The organism is Alteromonas sp. ABH4_456 (assembly GCF_056160645.1).
The window spans coordinates 189,122-206,943 of record NZ_JBSWXO010000010.1 but is presented as its reverse complement, the minus strand read 5'-3'; the positions used below and the strand labels follow the sequence as shown (position 1 = coordinate 206,943).

Below are 17,822 nucleotides of genomic sequence, written 5' to 3'. Positions count from 1 at the left end.
CTTAAGGTAAAAATCAGCTAGCCAACGATGCGTTGATCTGAGGTGTTCAAATAAAACCGGAATGGCTGTTCAAGTAAAACGGAATACGCACTTGCATATGTCTAAACTTGTTGTTACAGCCTTACCAGAGACAATTAAGAAACTAAATAAGTGGAAAAAGTTGATTCATAACTTAGATGATTATGAATCATATTTAACTGTTCGCGATGTGAATCAAATCGGTCGCCGTCACTGGATTTATTGTCCAATCCAAAAGCTTCACGTCCACTTGTTGTCAGATGGTGAGCTAAGGGCATATAAAAACCTCTACTTCAAAAGAATACTGGCAATTTCTCGAATGGATTGTTTACTGACTAAGCATCGTGATATATCTTCTCTTTCATCAAGCGAGAGAGATTGCGGATGTCTTTTTCGCTCTGGTGGCCGATACCCACCAGTTTGATAAATGGTTGGCATAATAGAAGAATGAAAGCGGTCAAACATTCTAGCGATATCATGCAGCGAATCACCTCGCTTATATCTGTCCCAAATAAGTGCTTTCTGTTCTGGTGAGTAATAGATACGTTTTCTTTGTTTCATGGCAACATTCCTCCTTAAATAAGGATAGCGTTGCGCTCACCAATTGAACTCAAGGTCTGTAGCGGACTGTCTTACTAATCGCTTTCAGCGGTCAGTCATTAATAGAGAAACTGGGAAACATTCTACCATTGTCAAAATACCCCAGTTGTTTTCTCTTGATCTGGGCTCATGGCCTGAATGCAAACTATTCCTAAGCCGAAACTAAACTACAGCGCCACGCTCTCTCCTTCATTCAGGATCACCAATGGCAGGGTTGTGTTTACCTCCTGATGCATTTTCAATAAACGCTTTAGCGGAGAATGGGAAGAATGGTCGCCCATTTGCCAGCTGGCATTTCCGTAGCCCCACGGAATCATCACTTTGCAGCCAAGGTCCTTAGCGGCAACAAGTGCGTCTTCTGGTGTGAGATGAACGTACCGGTACCATTTTGCATATTCCGGATGATAGTAGGATGCAATGGGCAGCAAGCAAACATCTATGCTGCCATATCGTTGCTTTATGTCTTTAAAGTGGGATGAGTATCCGGTGTCGCCTGCAAAGAATAGCTTTTTACCTTGGTGCTCTACAAGCCAGCCTCCCCACAGCGCTTTTTCGTTATCTTCGTAAATGAGAGGCACCCAGAAGCGGCTGTTGAAATGATGCCCAGGTACTGCACTTATCGTTGCTGCACCTGTCTGGTAATCACTGAACCAGCTCATTTCTTTGATGGAAAGTCCGTTCTCTGGCAGGTAACTGGCAGTATCCTGATGCACAAAATAAGTGGGTTCACTTCCAAGTTTTTTAATGTCCGCTTTGTTAAAGTGATCGTAGTGCAAATGTGAGTACAGCACTGCGTCGACACCTGATGTAGCTGTATCTGGCCAATCGGGTGGCTGTCGGATCATGCCGCCGCTTAATGCATGCAGCCAGTCTATGGGCCAGTCAAATTGTTCACTTACAGGGTCGAAGAGTAACGTTGTGGAATCTGGCAGTGTAACCAGAAAGCTGGCATGACCAAGCCAGGTTATATTGAAACCATACTCCTCTTCATTTTCCGGACTCTCACCAATGAAGATGCAAAGGCTATTGTCTTCGTCACACTTCAATTGTGGTGTATCGGGGTAACAGTTTTCTTCACAGGTTACCGGATATTCCTTTTCTCCCGGATAGCTATTTTGATATCTGCCGTCACTTGCTTTGGTAACCGGACCGGATTCAGAAAGTATCTTTTCTATCGAGTTTGGTTTTGAAAATACGCTGCAGCCGCTTAATGAACTAGTGATGACAAGGCACATGATAAGGCGGACTGCTGTTCTCATTTTTCTGTTCTTCAATTCATACATCCGTCATAGGATAAGTCAGCACCAGCATATGAGTGATATTCAGTAACCAGTGTGTCAGCACGGCAAAAATAATGCGTCCGGTAAGTAGATACACGGTTCCGTAAAGTAACCCTGCCACTGTAGCGACTATCATGTAACTGGTGCCGCCTGCAAAATGGGCGAGACCAAATACTGCGCTGGTTATGGCTAGTACCAGTAAATTACGGGTGGTTGATGAAAGCTTGGCGGGCAGTTTATTGGTTACAAACTTAAACAGCAGGCCGCGGAATAACAGCTCTTCTGCTACACAGGTGTTGATGAGGTTAGAAAGTGCGAGCAGCGGAAACCATGCCGGCACTGCAATTTGCCAGGTGACGATGCCTGTGCTTACCGCAATCATTACAACCGCGCTGATACCACATGGCACTAACAAAGCCGGCATCCACCATCTAACCCGGGGGTTTGAGGGGAAGCTACGTTTAATAATGGGAACAAAGCACAGTGCTGACCAGCTAAACAAGGCTTTGTCTACATTCAAATAAAAGCTGGCGGGTAAACTGCCGGCTTTCAGGGTAATGTCCTCTGCTATTAAAAGCCCCTGGTAACCGGGAAGTTTATGGATGATGAGTCCAGCACTCAGTACGAACCACATCAGTTGAAAGAGTCTGGTTATCCACGGGTTAGCCTGTTTATTCTGATGCGCACTCAGGCTCCGGGTGACATAAATATACAAAGCAACAAAAATCAGAAATACGGGAGACAGGGTAACGAAGCAGAGCGCTGACAGCAGCAAAAAAGGCAGGCCAAACTTTACCCATTGAGAAGCACTAAATGCGCTGGCAATGAGTAAAGCGGATACTACCAGATAGTATTCTGCCACCCGTGTTAATCCGCGCTTTGCGGACGGAACACAATCTTCCCGGACTCAACGGTCATCGACAGCGGCATGTTTGTCAGCCACGCATAACCGGAGGGGACGTTCTTCACTTCATACACCGGTTGATCCATTAAAAACTGATTCAGCAGCCCCATTACTTTACTGCTTACAGGCGCGAGATTGCCGCGATAGCCCATTGCATCCACGGTGGTGTCGTTGAGCACCAGTGAGCGGATGAATACCGCTTTTTTGCTTGAGTCATAATAAGGCATGCCTTCGACATCCAGCTTCACTTTGGCGGGGTAAGTGAGTCCCAGAACCGACAAGGTGGCAGTGGCATCAGCAATGAGCTGAATGGTCTGACGGTTGTCCGGCCCCACATTCACCTGCATGTCGTTGACTTCCAGCAGAATGGGAATTCCGACGATAGAAGCCTGTTCCTGTAGGCTGGTAACCTGTTTATCCAGCTCCCGTTGCAGTTCTGCGCTGGTTACGCTGTAAGACGCAAGAGAAGCCAGCGTGCTGCAACCGGCGATGATGATACACACTAAAACCACTAATAGGCGGCTGGCTGATATTTTATTCATAAAGACTCCGGATTAGATACAGAAAGCCGGCTTACCAGCGCGGTTTGCGCTAAATGTGTTTTGCCAGCGGGACGGTCACATCAACCAAATTTACTGTCTGCCACAAATGGATTCGTTTTGCGCTCATGCCCGATGGTGCTGGTCGGGCCGTGGCCGGGATACACTTTCATTTCATCAGGCAGAGTAAACAGTTTGCTGCGGATACTGTCGATGAGTTGCTGATGATTTCCCTGCGGAAAATCCGTACGGCCAATGGAACCGGCGAACAGGATATCGCCCACAATGACCGTATTGGTGGTTCTTTCCACCAGCGCCACATGACCGGGTGTATGGCCGGGACAGTGCAGCACCTCAAGTGTAAGGTTGCCCACGGTTATTGTGTCTTTGTCGTTCAGCCACTGGTCCGGCGCAAACGGTGTGGCGGGCGGAAAGCCAAACATCTGACTCTGCATTGGCAGGCCGTCGAGCCAGAATTTATCGCCGGTATGCGGGCCGATAACGGGCACATTGTAATGGGATGCCACTTCAGTAGTCGCGCCTACGTGATCGAGGTGTCCGTGGGTGAGGATAACTTTTTCTATGGTTACACCATTTTGCGTTACCGCATCGTACAGTTTGCTGCTGTCGCCACCGGGATCGACAAGTGCCCCTTTCATGGTGTCAGGATCCCAGATGAGGGAGCAATTTTGTGCAAAGGGAGTAACAGGAATAACGCGTATGTTCACAGGATGGTCCGGCAAAAGTGTTTCCCGCATTCTAGCAACAGCACAGCAAGAACTGAAGATAGTGTAGAATACCGGTTTTCATTCCTGCACAGTGATGCACAAAAGAAAGGACGTTGTTGTTGTCAGACATGGCTGTCCGGCCTAATTTTGCCGGCAAATTATTTGGTAAACCTACACTCACCCTCACTAACGAAAACCTGGTTTTTACTCATCGCGGCAGAAAAGACAAATATCTTCCGTTGGCCTCAGTCCGCACGCTATTTAAGGTAAAGAAACGGTTTTTGGGTGATGAACTGCGACTGGAAGGTGCAAAGACGACAGTCCGCTACCGGTTTCTTAAGTCTGAAAACGTGGAGGCGTTACAGGCAGCAGCGAATAAAATTATCCGCAGGCATTTAAAGGCCTATTTGCAGGCTGTCTTTACTGAGTTTAATGACAGCGTAAAGCTGCAATACCCTAAAGACTCGCAGGAAGAAGCACTGCGTTCACTTATTGATTCCCTGTACAGAGATTACAGTAATTATCAGGCTGACTGGCAAACCATGCTTTCGGCAGATGCTATTGCTGCGGTGGAAGATATTCTGAGTCTGTATCCCTTCGATATGGCAAAGTTGCGGTCGTATCACGAGCAATTGCAATTGAAAGCCCGCTGTGGATTTTTTGATACGGTTGAGTCGAACCCCTTAACCACTGAACAGCGTCTGGCGGTGCTGCGTTCCAACGACAGAAACATGGTACTGGCGGCTGCCGGAACAGGGAAAACTTCGGTCATGGTGGCAAAAACGCTGGACCTGATTGACCGTGATCTTGCAAAGCCGCAGGACATTCTGGTGCTCGCCTATAACCGTTCTGCGTCCCTGGAGCTGAAAGCGCGTTTGCTGGATAAAGCGCAGACACACGCTATTAAACTGGATGCTGAACCGCAAGTTGGGACGTTTCATGCACTTGGCCGGCAGATTTTGCAGGAGGCAGGGCGTTCCACACAAATCAGTGTATTTGCTGAAAACAGCGTGGAATTAAAGACGTGGATAGCGCAATGGGTAAAGGAGTACACCGCAGAAGACGCTGCCCGCGAACAGCTTTTAATTACTATGCTTTCTGTGCAGGAAGGTCGGGAGACGCAACTTAGCGGGCAGGTGCTGATAACTGCCGCGACAGAACTGCTTACTAAAGCTTTGCAGGCGATGCGGGTAGAGGGATTAAACAGATCAGGTGTCAGCAAACGGCTGACGGAGACGGGTATAAAACCGGCAGGGAAAATTGCAGGTTTACTCTGTGTGCTTCATAAAGACTACGTGAACGAACTTAAGCGGCAGGATTGCATCGATTTTGATGATTTGATCACCCGGGCGACAGAGTTAGTTGAAAAAGGGACGTTTATCCCGCGCTGGAAATACATTCTGGTAGATGAATTTCAGGATATTTCTGCGTCAAGGATGGCGCTGATCACAGCGTTGGTGGATAGAGCAAAGGCAAACGGTGTGGCAACATCGCTTACGGTGGTGGGAGATGACTGGCAGTCTGTTTACCGGTTCTCCGGCGGTAAGCTTTCGCTGACCACCCGCTTCGGGGAAGTTGGCGGCAGCTATACCGAAACCAAACTGCAAAAAACGTTTCGCTACAATAACAGCATCGCTGACACCGCCGGTCAATTTATCATGGAAAATCCGGAGCAGTTCAGGAAGTCCATCGACACACATACCATAACGGATACGCCGCAGATCTTTCTGCTGGATGATAAACCGGGTAATGAAAACGGGGTAGTCGAGCGCGTAGCGGAAGTCGTCAGCAAAATCCGCAGCAATGAACCTGCAAGTACAGTGGCAGTGATTGCCCGCTATAACTTTCTGCTGGATGAAGCAAAACACGCACTGAGCAAACAAAACCTGAACAACAATGTGCATTTCTGGAGTTTTCATAAATCTAAGGGGCTGGAAGCAGATCATTGCATTCTGATTGGTTTTTCCGGTGGCAAGAACGGATTTCCGGGCGGTGGCAGGGAAGATGCGCTTATCGAAGCACTGTTGCCCTCGTCTGATACTTATCCCCACGCCGAAGAAAGGCGGCTGATGTATGTGGGACTCACCCGCGCAAAGCACAAGTGTTACATCATTGCTGATCCCGTTTCGCCGTCAGAATTTGTTACCGAACTGCTCAGTACTAAATACAACATCAGCGTGGCATCTGCGGCATTGCAGGCACATTCCCGTTCACAGTAATCTACCGAACCGGGTTAGAATAGTCCGGTTCCTGTTTATACTTAGCGGTATTTTTAATGCGTTTTTCCGATTCAGATCTTCATCCGTCTCTTTTGGCTGTGCTCGATGCACTGGGTTATCACACGCCCACGCCGGTTCAGCAGGCGGCTATCCCTCATGTACTGGCTGGTCGGGACGTGATGGCAGGTGCACAAACCGGTACTGGAAAAACGGCTGCTTTTGCGTTGCCGCTTATCCAGCGTTTACTGGAGCAGGATGCCGGTGAAAAAGCACTTCGTGTGCTGGTGCTCACGCCTACCCGTGAACTGGCCCAGCAGGTTTATCAGAGCTTTGTGAAATACAGTGATGGCCTTGATATCAATACCGTAGTCGCTTATGGCGGCGTCAGTATTAATCCGCAGATTGAAGCTTTAAGTGCGGGGTGCGATGTGCTGGTGGCAACGCCGGGACGCTTGCTGGAACTGGCTATTAAAGAGTTGATTGATTTGAGCACGCTGCAGACTTTTGTGCTTGATGAGGCCGATCGCATGCTGGATATGGGGTTTATTACCGATATTAAGCGGGTACTGAAACGCTTGCCTGAACAGCGTCAGACCCTGTTCTTTTCTGCCACATTTAATGATGAAGTGTATGCACTGAAAGACTCGCTGCTCACCTCACCGGAACTGATTGAAGTTGCGCCGCGCAACGCCACGGCAGATAAGGTGGAGCAACGCTTTTACGAAGTGGATAAAAAGCGTAAAGCCGGCCTGATAGCCTACATGATAGGTGCTAAAAACTGGCAGCAGGTGCTTATTTTTACCCGTACAAAGCAGGCGGTGGATGAACTGGTCGCTGAGCTGGAAAAAGACGGGATCAGTGCCGCCGGTGTACATGGTGATAAGTCTCAGGGCGCGAGAGAGCGGGGGCTTGATGCATTTAAAGCCGGACAGGTGCGGGCGCTGGTAGCCACTGACGTTGCGGCACGGGGGCTGGATATTCAGTCTTTGCAGTACGTCATTAACTATGAGTTACCTTATAACGCTGAAGACTATATCCACCGTATTGGCCGCACGGGACGTGCCGGTCAGGCTGGTATCGCCGTATCGCTGCTTTGTGGCAAAGAAAAGTATCTGCTTGAAGAGATTGAAAAGCTCACCGGCGACAGCGCGGTATTGCAGTGGGAGCCGGGGTTTGAGCCTGATCCATCAGGACAGGAAGACGCCTCCGGCAGCCAGCGGCCGTTATCGAAAAAAGCCCTCAGAGCGAAAGCATTGGGTCAGGATAATAAAGGCAAGCGTAAGTCCGGCAAGCCCCGCCGCCGGCGATGAACCGGCGGGCTATTTCGACTCGATCAGCTTGACCCAGTGGGGCAGACTGCCAAGATTTTCGAGGATAATTTTAAAACTCATCAAAATGGGCACAGCAAGCAGTACACCCACAACGCCCCACAGCCAGCCGGCCACTGACAGCCACAGAATGATGATAAGCGGATTCAACCGCATACTTCTTCCCAGTACGGTAGGCGTGACAAGCTGAGACTCCACAACATTAATGCACATAAAAGCAAACGCCGGTAACAGTGCCGTCGCAACCAGACCGAACTGCACCACGCCGGCAACCAGCAATATGCTGCAACTTACCAAACCGCCAAGGTAGGGAACGAAATTCAGCAGCGCTACCAGTGAACCCCATAAAATCGCATCTTCAACGCCGATGTAGGTGAGGGCTATAGCTGTGGCGACGCCGAGCAGACCGTTGATCATACTCACCGTTATTATGTAAGCAGACAGTTCCCGCTGTATGTGGTTTACCAGAACCAGCGCACGGCGCTTGTTGGTGACGACCGGAAAGTCACGGATGAACACATTAAATAGCGCAGGGCCATACACCAGCAGGAAAAAGATAAGAATCATACAGCCGAAAATTTGTGCCAGCAGCAGGGGAGCTGTACTCATTATGGTGATAGCGACTTCCATCCCGCTTTGCTTCAGTTTGCCGGTAACGATGTTTTCCTGCGGTTGTTCCGGCTTAACTTCTTCATCATCACCGAACCAGTCAAAAAAGGATTTCTCTTCTTTTTCGGCAGGCGGAGCTGGTTCCTGGATAGTGAGGCTGTCGCTTAATTCTTCCATTTCTGTAACCACTTCACCGGCAATCTTAGGCAGCGAGTGCATCCACCGCCCGGCAGGTTCTGCGAGTTCTAGTCCCAAAAAGGTGAAAGGCGCTACCAGCAATACCATGAGTACCGAGGCGGACAGGGACGGCGGAACATAGAATTTTCTGCCAATGCGGACCAGCGGGCTAAGCAGCAGCGCGATAAATGCGGAAAAGAACAAAGGGATGAGCAGCGATTTGGCAAGATACAGGGTGTAGATCACCGCCAGTATCAGCAAGGTTTTTAGCAACCGTGTTTGTCTTGCTTCACGTAAATAGGGAACAGAACGACTGTCGCTGATTGTCCTTTTCTTTATTGTCTTGCTTTCCATTACCCGGTCCCGGCCTGTGCCCGCTTGGTTACAAAATTGTCATGCAATGATTACGCTAACGGAATCGTTCGGTTCACCTGACAATGAAATGATTCGACATGGTAAAACCTGCGGTATTAGACGAATTACCCGGGCTGGCAGTGGCAAACTGCCGTTTCTTTGCTAACTTTAAACAATATTTTTAACCGATATGTAATTTCAATTCTGTTGCAGCCCAGAACTTTATTTTTACTGCGCCGGAGCTTTATTTTGCAGGTATTGCCGTGATGAATGACGTAAACGATCGTAAGAACGGATTCGAAACAGTTTTCAGAAATTCAAAAGATGGTCTGGCAATTTTTAAGAATGAAGTCTTTGTAGATTGCAATGATTCCATGCTGGCACTGGTAGGTGTTGAGCAAAGAGATGATTTTATCGGTAAAACCCCTTTAGATTTTTCCCCTGAAACGCAATACGACGGCATGTCTTCGGTAAAGAAGGGGCTGACACTGGTGGCCAAATGCCAGCAAGAGGGGAGTGTGCGCTTTGAATGGATTGTAAAGCGTGCGGGCGGCGATACCCTGCGGGTGGAAATCATTCTGACCAAAATGGTCATGAACGGCGAGGATGTGATTTATGCCAACTGGCGGGATATTTCTGAAAAGAAAGCCCTGGAGCTGGAACTGGCAGAGCAGAAAAATACCTTTGAAACGCTGTTTAATGATTCCAAAGATGGTCTGAGCCTGTTGGTTAATGACAAGTTTATTGATTGCAATAAAGCTCTGCTGGATATGTTCGGTTATACCTCAAAAGAGAAGATACTTGGCCTTACGCCTATGGACCTCTCACCGGAGTATCAAGGCGATGGTCGCCGCTCTGTGGATGTGGTAGCCGACAATGCCAGACAAGTTGCCGGATACGGCAACAAAACGCTGGAGTGGCTGCACCAGCGGGAGGACGGTTCACTTTTCTGGACTGAGATCATCGTCATTGAAATTAAATTGAATGGCGGGCCGGCTATTTATGCTATCACCCGCGATATTTCCGAAAAGAAAGCCCTGCAGGAAAAAATCATCAGCAGAAATGAAGCGCTGAATGCAACAAACCGCAGTTTGTCGGAAACCATTGAAAGCCTGAAACAGGCACAAAGCAAGCTGGTGGAGTCAGAAAAAATGGCCAGCCTCGGGTCGCTGGTTGCCGGCGTTGCTCATGAGATTAATACGCCGGTGGGTATAGGTCTTACCGGTATTACCCAACTGATGGAAGAGTGCCGCGATATCCATGCCCGTTACGAACAGGGAAACCTGACAGAAAACGATTTTGAAGATTATCTCAACAGCGCCAGTGAACTGGCTGGCATGATAAAGAAAAACATCGACAGAACGGCCCAGCTGGTGCGCAGCTTTAAACAGGTGGCTGTTGATCAAACCAGTGAAGAAGATCGCGAAGTCAATCTCAGTCAGTACGTGAATGAAGTCCTGTTCAGCCTGGGATCTGTGTTACGTAAGGCGAACGTGGTGGTGGCGACCGAATGCCGCGACGACATGAACGTGATTACTAACCCCGGCCTGCTTTCACAGGTCATCACCAATCTGATTGTAAACTCTGTCAATCACGGCTTTAAGGATCGTGAGTCAGGTAATATCTCCATTGCAATCAGTGAACAGGAAGATGATATGTACCTGCTGCAATACCGGGATAACGGCAAGGGGATCAGTAAGGAAAATCTGAGCCGGATTTTCGACCCGTTTTTCACCACTAACCGGGGGCATGGCGGCACAGGTCTGGGGCTGAATATTACTTACAATATTGTGACTAATGCCCTGGGCGGTTCAATTGCGTGTAACAGCACAGAGAATGAAGGCGTTGAATTTATCATCAGGTTTAAAGTGAAGGCCCGCCTCAATTAATACACAACCGTTTTAAAAAGCACGGGCTGTAAGTTGTGAAACTTTTCGTTGTTGTTTATTCTTTAAGACAATAAAAAACTTAGATAATAAGCGGTTATGGAAGAAGAATTACAGCAGGCGCAGGCCCTATACGATACCCTCATTGAGTTCGCGGTGACATACAGTTTTCAGATCCTCGGCGCACTGGTTATTTTGTTCGTCGGCTGGTGGATGGCGGCGAAGATAGGCGATATGGTCGAGAACCTGATGACCGGCCGGAATATCGATATTACCCTCAGCCGGTTCACCGGCGGAGCCTGTAAAATTCTTGTGCTGGCGCTGGTGATTATTATTGCCCTGGGCAATATCGGTATCAGCGTAACACCGTTAATTGCTGCTGTCGGTGCCATTGGCCTTGGTGCAGGCCTGGCGATTCAGGGCATGCTGGCAAACTATGCTGCGGGCTTTACCATCATCATCACCCGGCCCTTTGTTCTCGGCGATACTATTCAGGTCAGAGGCGTCTCCGGTGTGGTCGATAAAGTGATGCTGCCTTACACCATTCTGATTGACGAAGATAACGTACATATTCAGATCCCTAACAAACTAATTGTGGGTGAAATTCTGCATAACTCAGCTGAACAGATGCTTATTGAACTGGAAGTCGGCGTTGCTTACTCCAGTGATGTGGATGCTGTTATTGATGTGCTGCAGCAGGCAGTGAAAACTGTGGAAGGGATCAGCGATGAGAAAGCGCCGGCAATCGGCGTCGACAACTTCGGTGACAGCAGCATAAATTTTGGTGTCCGTGTCTGGGCACTTACTACCCGTCACTTTGAAATCAAATATGCACTGAATAAAGCCATCTATGATGCGCTGAAACATGCTGAAGTTGAGATCCCGTTCCCGCAACGGGAAGTCAGAATGCTGTAAAAAGCGCCTGTTTTTTCTTTATCAAAACGAACCGCGAGGTTCGTTTTTTTTCATACTAATTTTTATTCTCCGGCATCAAACACAGCACGATTTATCAATTCCCAATGAATAACCTCCGCACTGCTTTATTTGCCTGTATTACTGTGTGACATTTTCACACCCTGGGAATCTATTTCTTTGCCGTTCTCTGTTCATCATCGAAGTATCTTTTACAAATCCTGTCGGGAAGGTTTCTATCTTTCTGATTATATTGATTTTTTCTTTATTTGTCCTTTACGTCTCTACCCGGAACGATATTTGTAAGTTTTATGCCCGTAAAAGCAATGAAATAAAACGGCAACAACAAAACCCCGGGAGAAACATGGAATTTCCGCAAATCGATAAAGCCTACGAGTTAATTAACGAAAAGCTGCAAGTGTGGCTGGAAGGGGGCATTAAGCTACTCCCCAATATCGTAGTTGCTTTTTTTATTGCCTTTGCATTCGGTCTGCTGGCTAAGGTTGCCGGTAAGGTTCTTAATAATGTATTGCGAAGGGCGTTTGAGTCCTGCCAGATTGCCGATTTGCTCACATCCATCGCCAAGGCATTTATTGCCTGTGCCGGAATATTTATCGCACTGGACTTTGTCGGTCTGCAGGGCACTGTTACGTCCTTGCTCGCCGGTGCTGGTATTGTTGGGCTGGCTATTGGCTTTGCTTTTCAGGATATTACTGAGAATTTTATCGCCGGTATCGCCATGGGGATCCGCAAGCCCTTTCAGATTGGAGATGTCATTCAGGCAGACGGCGTGTTCGGTAATGTGGAAGAAATTAATCTCAGGAATACGCTGGTTACCACTTTCTACGGGCAGCGGGTAATCATCCCCAACAAAATTCTTTTCAGAAATATTCTCACCAATTACTCCGTGATGGGACACCGCCGGATTGAAGTACCTGTAGGCATTTCCTATGCAGATGATCCGCAAAAGGCCCGCGAAGTGATTGTGGATGCAATCAACGAAAAAGACTACGTCATCAATAAAGATGAAACCAACGTTTATGCAGAGTCATTCGGTGACAGCAGCGTGAACTTACTGGTGTGGTTCTGGATCCGCTATCCGGGTGAACCTAATTACATGGAGGTCAGACACGATGCGATTGTCACCGTGCAGCGTGCACTGAATGAGGCTGACATTCTGATCCCGTTCCCTATTCGTACACTGGACTTCGGTGCCAAAGGTGGTGAGAAGCTCGATACGATGATGCGCTCCTCAGGTTTTTCTGAGAAAAGTCAGGGGCAGGAGAGTGGCGAAAGCCAGCCAACCAATGAGAGTGCTGCCAGGGCTGATACCAGCGACGCGGCCGCAGAAGATTAAACCGGAGAGAAATATGAAATCACTACATTTATCGAAAGCAATTCGGGCCAGATATTTTGCAATTCTGGCGGGCTTTATGGGAAGCTTACTGACAGGCTGTGCCACCGTAGAAGGATTGGGACAGGATATTCAGTCAGCGGGAGAAGAACTGGAAGAAGCCTCTGAAGATGCACAAAACTAATTCACCTGCTTGAGGGTAATTAGTTTTAACAGCTCCAGCGGGCAAGGCGTGCTGGCCAGTCGCCGCCGTCTTCCCGCAGGCAGCTTTCTTCACTGTCGAGGCGAACGTGCCTGCGAATATCTTTCACTTTAATACCGGCTTTTAAAAGTTGGGACTGAATAAGCTGTCTGATCTTCTTGTCATAGTCCTGTTCAGCAGCAAGCCCTATTTCTGCGTCTAAACTGAACACGCAGGTCACCATCAGGCTGCCCGGAAAATTGTCATATTTTGCGGTGTGAGTTAGCCATTCAAATCCGGTATCCCATTCTTTTATAGTTTCACACGCCATTGTCAGCGCTTTCACCACATTATTGTCGAGCTTCCTGATGGTTTTCTTCATATTATTTCTCCGAATTTTTAAATTGCTTGTTGTTGTAATCTCTTTGCCAGAATGCGCTCCAGCGGTGATTAATATACAGAGAAGCGACAATGATTCCCCCTCCGGTAGTCAGACGGATAAGATCGGCATCCCGGTTCCAGATAAGCACATTAATGATTAAACCTACCGGGATCAGAGCATTGTTCATGATGCCTAACGTACCGCCGTCTACTTTTACAGCTCCCAGGTTCCAGAAATAAAAGCCGAGTCCTGATGCCACCAGTCCCAGCCAGCCAAGGACACCCCACTGAACCGTTGTTGAAGGGAGTTTACCTGCATCCCCGAACAGTAAATACGCAGGCAATACCACCACCAGGGCACCGGCGAAGAATAAGGCGAAGCTGCGCCAGGGCGGGGAAGCAGGCTTAAAATGACGGATTAACTGCGCGTATCCCACCTGACCTGTGGCAAAAGTCAGGTTCGCCAGTTGCAGAATTAAAAAGCCGGTAATGTAGTCATTGCTGATTTCGTCATAACGGATGACCGCCGCTCCGGCTACCGCAATACCTGTACATACCAGGCCGGGCAAGGAGAATCTCCGCTCGATAATATCGTTAAATAAAGATACATACAGCGGCGTGAAGATTGTGAACAGCAGTACTTCAGGTACGGTCAGGTATTCGAAAGAACGGTAAAGGCACACGTAGGTAATGCCGAACTGGAATGCGCCTGTCACGATAAGACCGGCGATGAATTTACGTGGTAAACCGGCTAAGCGCAAAAATGGCAAAAACAACGCCCCCGCCAGTACGATGCGGGTGAGTACGGCAAAGTAGCTGTCCACATGACCGGAAAGATACACTCCGATAAGACTGAATGATAACGCCCAGAGGACTGTTACAGCACTAAGGTAAAACACAATACAAATTCCTGACTGAAATACGACAAGTAAAAACGGTGGTTAGTGTAACTGAACAACCGGTGAAGCAAAGGTTGTAATTTAATAGACGATCGGTCTATTATGTTTGTGATGACAAATACAACTACCAAACCCCGTCGCGGACGACCACCGAAAGCGGCTGGCAGTTCAAGAGACACCAGAGCGGAACTCATCCGCAGCGGGCTCGTGCATTTAACGGAAAACGGCTTTGCTGCTTCCGGCATCGATACGATCTTAAAAAAAGCAGGCGTGCCCAAAGGCTCGTTTTACTTCTACTTCGCCAGCAAAGAGGCCTTCGGTCATGCTGTACTAAACAGCTACGCGGAGTATTTTGCCGGTAAGCTGAAAAATGCCCTCACTAATACAAATTTATCTGCTCTGGCACGTATCGCTGCGTTTGTTGATTCTGCCAAAAAGGGGATGGCAAAACATGATTTCAAACGGGGTTGTCTGGTGGGTAACCTGGGGCAGGAAGTCGACGGACTACCGGAAAGCTTCCGCAGCCGGCTGATTGACATTTTTCAGAGCTGGCAGGATCAGCTGGCGGTATGTCTTGAAGAAGCTAAAGCATCTGGTGACATTCCGGCGACAACTAACTGTGCCGCCACCGCCGAATATTTCTGGACTGGTTGGGAAGGGGCGGTTAGCCGGGCGAAACTGGAGCGATCTGCACGCCCGTTAGATAACTATCTGACGTGTTTTATGAATGGTGTGCGGTAAGGAAAAATTTTTTACGTGTTAATAGACGATCGGTCTATATTAATTCGGGACAACCGGAGGAGCTATGTTTAAAGGTATTCTGATCGAAAAAGACGACCAGTACAAAGCGTCATTACAAACCATCGACGAGAGTACATTACCGGAAGGTGATGTGTCGGTGGCGGTTTCACACAGCACACTGAACTATAAAGATGCGCTGGCGATTACCGGCAAAGCACCGGTAGTCCGGCATTTCCCCATGGTCCCCGGTATTGATCTGGCCGGCGTGGTGGAAAGCAGCAGCGCCGGAAGGTTTAAACCGGGTGACAAGGTATTGCTGAATGGTTTCGGTGTCGGTGAGACCCACTGTGGTGGTCTGGCACAGAAAGCTGTTTTGAAAAGTGACTGGTTAATTCCCCTGCCGGAAGCCTTTTCCCCCGCACAGGCGATGGCAATTGGCACCGCGGGATACACGGCGATGCTGTGTGTACTGGCGCTGGAAAAACACGGTGTCACACCGGATAAAGGAGACATACTGGTGACCGGTGCCAATGGCGGAGTCGGCAGTTTTGCCATCGCATTACTGGCAAAACTGGGCTACACCGTTGTGGCCTCTACGGGCCGGGCCAATGAGGCTGATTATCTTAAAAAACTCGGTGCCAGAGACATCATCGATCGTCAGTCATTGTCTGAACCCGGCAAACCGTTAGGCAAAGAGCGCTGGGCCGGAGCGGTTGATTCAGTGGGCAGTCATACCCTTGCCAATGTGTGTGCAGGAATGAAGTATGGCGGTGTGGTAGCAGCCTGTGGTCTGGCTCAGGGCATGGATTTTCCCGCGACCGTTGCACCATTCATTCTGCGTGGTGTTACGCTTGCCGGCATCGACAGTGTGATGCGTCCCCTGGAAGACAGGGTTGAAGCCTGGGAACGGCTGGCTGCATTAATTAACCATGACATGTTGTCAGAAATTTCAGAAGAAATTGGACTCTCTGATGTGGTCAGCACTGCCGGAGAATTATTGAAAGGAAACGTGCGGGGCAGAGTGGTCGTGGATGTAAACCAGTAACTTGCCATCAGATTTATATTGAAAAGACTGGCGGGCACCACGCCCGCCTTTTTAAATGCCTGCACCGGCTCAGTGATTTTTCAGCCACGCCACCACATCAGGGAAATGATCTTCTCTGGCAGCGGGATGGGTAAGCATGTTGATATGGTCGTAATCCATAGCGTTGCCGTTTTGTTTCGCCAGAACGGTGAAGAGCACATTGGTGTCACCGGTTTCGGCAATGAAACGCTGAATATCAACCGGATGGCCGAGTGCATAATCATTGATGGCAGCAATGTGCCAGGTAGGTGGCCAGTTCGTTTTTGTGGCGGCAGCCGCGTAGTCAAAACCGTCTTTTAAGTCAGTCCAGGGCGTGTGTTTTACCCAGTGAACGCTTTGCGTCAATGAGCCGGAAGTTTCGTCATCCGAGCCTATTTTATACTGCCTGCCGGGTAAATAGCCTTTGCGCTTTGCGATAAAGGGAGAAAACCGCTTCCATACCAGCTCAACTTTAAACAACCGCTCAAAGTTCTTAGCGCTCACTGTACGCTTTGTGCCAAAGCACACCTGGCTGCGTACCTTTTCTGTGATTTCAGGATAGCGGGCCAGTACAGATGCGGTAAGCACGCCGCCCCAGGAATGACAAATCACATGTACTTTTTTGCCGGTACGTTGTGCGATGAAATTAATCATCATAGGGATGTCGCGGGTTATCTGGTCGTTTTGATCATGGTTTGGATCTTCAGCAATAGGAGGCGTACTTTTTCCGCGGCCACGCATGTCGGCAACATACACATCAAAGCCCTGTTCAGCCAGAAAACAACCCAGTCCTTTTCCCGATTCGGTATAGAAGATTTTCCCATTTTCAATGGCTCCGTGGATCATCAGTACCGGCTCGCCGTCCTGCGTGGCATGGATGTGACGCAGATGCAATTGATGATGACCGTCGGGAATAAAAAGGGATGCCTGAGAAAGAGGGGATTGGCTCGCTGTCATAGCTCGTAACGTTAATGATTTGTTACTGAAGCATGCCACTACTTTTGGATAAGGTCAACTGGACAAACCAGTTGTGTGGGCATGCTATACACGAATGATGCTGTCCGCTCAGAACTGTTCGTTGTAGCCTTTGATACTGGCATACACCCGGTCTGAGCCGTCTTTCATCAACACTAAAACATCGTAAGGCATAAAGCGGTCGCCCATTTCCATGCCCGGCGTACCAACCGGCATGGCAGGAACTGATAGCCCGATGGCATTTTCTACCGGCTGTTCCAGAAACTGTTCGATAAATTTGGCAGGTACATGACCTTCAAACACGTATCCGTCAATAATGCCGGTGTGACATGACTGGTATTCAGGCTGGATACCTGCATTCATTTTCAGTGTATATAAATCTGAATGGTCCACAGGATTGGCAGCAAACCCCGCTTTTTCTATGTGAGAAATCCACTTTTTACAACAGCCGCAAGTCGGGCTTTTGTAGACATCCATTTGTGCCGCTTCAGGATCAACAGTTTCTGCTGTCGCGGGTAAAGTTGCCGGCAAAATCAGCAAGAGTTCTGTAAGTGCTATTTTTATGTTCATAGGAGGCTTCCGGTTATTCAGTTTTGGCTATCTAAACCTATTTATTCGCTGTACGTCAATACACACGCAGGGTTCAGCTGATCACACGCTAACATTTCCCATAG

General features: G+C 48.6%; 17 protein-coding genes and 1 pseudogene. 8 read left to right on the top strand and 10 right to left on the bottom strand.

What is annotated here, in order from left to right; genetic code table 11:
- Positions 1-315 precede the first annotated feature (315 nt).
- From ACXAG2_RS15950 to ACXAG2_RS15930, 5 genes and pseudogenes are all read right to left on the bottom strand, one after another.
- Positions 316-579, bottom strand: a pseudogene (locus tag ACXAG2_RS15950) (IS30 family transposase); the annotation flags it as partial.
- A gap of 206 nt (positions 580-785) precedes the next feature.
- Entirely contained in the window at positions 786-1,877 is a 1,092-nt protein-coding gene (locus tag ACXAG2_RS15945; RefSeq protein ID WP_474868549.1) for an MBL fold metallo-hydrolase, read from the bottom strand.
- A 16-nt stretch (positions 1,878-1,893) separates the two neighbouring features.
- The gene (locus tag ACXAG2_RS15940; RefSeq protein WP_474868547.1) at positions 1,894-2,760 is read right to left on the bottom strand and encodes a lysostaphin resistance A-like protein; all 867 of its coding nucleotides are present in this window, start codon (positions 2,758-2,760) and stop codon (positions 1,894-1,896) included.
- A gap of 5 nt (positions 2,761-2,765) precedes the next feature.
- Positions 2,766-3,344, bottom strand: a complete 579-nt coding sequence (locus tag ACXAG2_RS15935; protein WP_474868544.1) for a YceB family lipoprotein — start codon at positions 3,342-3,344, stop codon at positions 2,766-2,768.
- Positions 3,345-3,424: 80 nt separating this feature from the next.
- A complete protein-coding gene (locus ACXAG2_RS15930) occupies positions 3,425-4,069 on the bottom strand; it encodes an MBL fold metallo-hydrolase (protein WP_474868542.1) in 645 nt (214 codons plus the stop codon).
- 128 nt (positions 4,070-4,197) lie between these two features.
- On the opposite strand from ACXAG2_RS15930, the gene ACXAG2_RS15925 reads away from it, so the two are divergent.
- A complete protein-coding gene (locus tag ACXAG2_RS15925) occupies positions 4,198-6,288 on the top strand; it encodes a UvrD-helicase domain-containing protein (protein ID WP_474868563.1) in 2,091 nt (696 codons plus the stop codon).
- A 56-nt stretch (positions 6,289-6,344) separates the two neighbouring features.
- Positions 6,345-7,598 (top strand): DEAD/DEAH box helicase, encoded by a 1,254-nt coding sequence (locus ACXAG2_RS15920; RefSeq protein ID WP_474868540.1) that lies wholly within the window; start codon positions 6,345-6,347, stop codon positions 7,596-7,598.
- 9 nt (positions 7,599-7,607) lie between these two features.
- On the opposite strand, the gene ACXAG2_RS15915 is transcribed toward ACXAG2_RS15920, so the two are convergent.
- Positions 7,608-8,756 carry an AI-2E family transporter gene (locus tag ACXAG2_RS15915; protein ID WP_474868537.1) on the bottom strand — a complete coding sequence of 383 codons (1,149 nt, stop codon included), beginning with the start codon at positions 8,754-8,756 and terminating at the stop codon, positions 7,608-7,610.
- A 266-nt stretch (positions 8,757-9,022) separates the two neighbouring features.
- On the opposite strand from ACXAG2_RS15915, the gene ACXAG2_RS15910 reads away from it, so the two are divergent.
- From ACXAG2_RS15910 to ACXAG2_RS15895, 4 genes are all read left to right on the top strand, one after another.
- Positions 9,023-10,645 carry a PAS domain-containing sensor histidine kinase gene (locus ACXAG2_RS15910; RefSeq protein ID WP_474868561.1) on the top strand — a complete coding sequence of 541 codons (1,623 nt, stop codon included), beginning with the start codon at positions 9,023-9,025 and terminating at the stop codon, positions 10,643-10,645.
- Between the two features lie 96 nt (positions 10,646-10,741).
- Entirely contained in the window at positions 10,742-11,557 is an 816-nt protein-coding gene (locus ACXAG2_RS15905; protein WP_474868535.1) for a mechanosensitive ion channel family protein, read from the top strand.
- A gap of 361 nt (positions 11,558-11,918) precedes the next feature.
- On the top strand, positions 11,919-12,911 hold the full coding sequence (locus tag ACXAG2_RS15900) for a mechanosensitive ion channel family protein (RefSeq protein ID WP_474868533.1): 993 nt from the start codon (positions 11,919-11,921) through the stop codon (positions 12,909-12,911).
- 13 nt (positions 12,912-12,924) lie between these two features.
- Positions 12,925-13,092, top strand: a complete 168-nt coding sequence (locus ACXAG2_RS15895) for an entericidin A/B family lipoprotein (RefSeq protein WP_474868530.1) — start codon at positions 12,925-12,927, stop codon at positions 13,090-13,092.
- A gap of 25 nt (positions 13,093-13,117) precedes the next feature.
- On the opposite strand, the gene ACXAG2_RS15890 is transcribed toward ACXAG2_RS15895, so the two are convergent.
- Positions 13,118-13,471, bottom strand: coding sequence for a Fis family transcriptional regulator (locus ACXAG2_RS15890; RefSeq protein WP_474868527.1), 354 nt, complete (start codon positions 13,469-13,471; stop codon positions 13,118-13,120).
- 1 nt (position 13,472) lies between these two features.
- Entirely contained in the window at positions 13,473-14,369 is an 897-nt protein-coding gene (locus ACXAG2_RS15885; RefSeq protein ID WP_474847765.1) for a DMT family transporter, read from the bottom strand.
- Positions 14,370-14,480: 111 nt separating this feature from the next.
- Between ACXAG2_RS15885 and acuR the strand changes: the two genes are divergently transcribed.
- Positions 14,481-15,110, top strand: coding sequence for an acrylate utilization transcriptional regulator AcuR (gene acuR / locus ACXAG2_RS15880; RefSeq protein ID WP_474868524.1), 630 nt, complete (start codon positions 14,481-14,483; stop codon positions 15,108-15,110).
- A 64-nt stretch (positions 15,111-15,174) separates the two neighbouring features.
- On the top strand, positions 15,175-16,155 hold the full coding sequence (gene acuI / locus ACXAG2_RS15875; RefSeq protein ID WP_474868521.1) for an acrylyl-CoA reductase (NADPH): 981 nt from the start codon (positions 15,175-15,177) through the stop codon (positions 16,153-16,155).
- 69 nt (positions 16,156-16,224) lie between these two features.
- Here the strand turns inward: acuI and ACXAG2_RS15870 are convergent, their stop codons facing one another.
- The gene (locus ACXAG2_RS15870; RefSeq protein ID WP_474868519.1) at positions 16,225-17,130 is read right to left on the bottom strand and encodes an alpha/beta fold hydrolase; all 906 of its coding nucleotides are present in this window, start codon (positions 17,128-17,130) and stop codon (positions 16,225-16,227) included.
- A gap of 108 nt (positions 17,131-17,238) precedes the next feature.
- Positions 17,239-17,718: a DUF411 domain-containing protein gene (locus ACXAG2_RS15865; RefSeq protein WP_474868518.1), complete on the bottom strand. Its 480-nt coding sequence runs from the start codon at positions 17,716-17,718 to the stop codon at positions 17,239-17,241.
- Positions 17,719-17,822: the final 104 nt, after the last annotated feature.

Excerpts from the sequence above, each read along its gene's own strand:
- acuI (WP_474868521.1), top strand. The coding sequence starts at position 15,175 with ATGTTTAAAGGTATTCTGATCGAAAAAGACGACCAGTACAAAGCGTCA.
- ACXAG2_RS15925 (WP_474868563.1), top strand. The coding sequence starts at position 4,198 with ATGGCTGTCCGGCCTAATTTTGCCGGCAAATTATTTGGTAAACCTACA.
- ACXAG2_RS15910 (WP_474868561.1), top strand. The coding sequence starts at position 9,023 with ATGAATGACGTAAACGATCGTAAGAACGGATTCGAAACAGTTTTCAGA.
- ACXAG2_RS15895 (WP_474868530.1), top strand. The coding sequence starts at position 12,925 with ATGAAATCACTACATTTATCGAAAGCAATTCGGGCCAGATATTTTGCA.
- ACXAG2_RS15905 (WP_474868535.1), top strand. The coding sequence starts at position 10,742 with ATGGAAGAAGAATTACAGCAGGCGCAGGCCCTATACGATACCCTCATT.
- ACXAG2_RS15915 (WP_474868537.1), bottom strand. The coding sequence starts at position 8,756 with ATGGAAAGCAAGACAATAAAGAAAAGGACAATCAGCGACAGTCGTTCT.
- ACXAG2_RS15865 (WP_474868518.1), bottom strand. The coding sequence starts at position 17,718 with ATGAACATAAAAATAGCACTTACAGAACTCTTGCTGATTTTGCCGGCA.
- ACXAG2_RS15890 (WP_474868527.1), bottom strand. The coding sequence starts at position 13,471 with ATGAAGAAAACCATCAGGAAGCTCGACAATAATGTGGTGAAAGCGCTG.
- acuR (WP_474868524.1), top strand. The coding sequence starts at position 14,481 with ATGACAAATACAACTACCAAACCCCGTCGCGGACGACCACCGAAAGCG.
- ACXAG2_RS15935 (WP_474868544.1), bottom strand. The coding sequence starts at position 3,344 with ATGAATAAAATATCAGCCAGCCGCCTATTAGTGGTTTTAGTGTGTATC.
- ACXAG2_RS15870 (WP_474868519.1), bottom strand. The coding sequence starts at position 17,130 with ATGACAGCGAGCCAATCCCCTCTTTCTCAGGCATCCCTTTTTATTCCC.
- ACXAG2_RS15900 (WP_474868533.1), top strand. The coding sequence starts at position 11,919 with ATGGAATTTCCGCAAATCGATAAAGCCTACGAGTTAATTAACGAAAAG.
- ACXAG2_RS15945 (WP_474868549.1), bottom strand. The coding sequence starts at position 1,877 with ATGAGAACAGCAGTCCGCCTTATCATGTGCCTTGTCATCACTAGTTCA.
- ACXAG2_RS15920 (WP_474868540.1), top strand. The coding sequence starts at position 6,345 with ATGCGTTTTTCCGATTCAGATCTTCATCCGTCTCTTTTGGCTGTGCTC.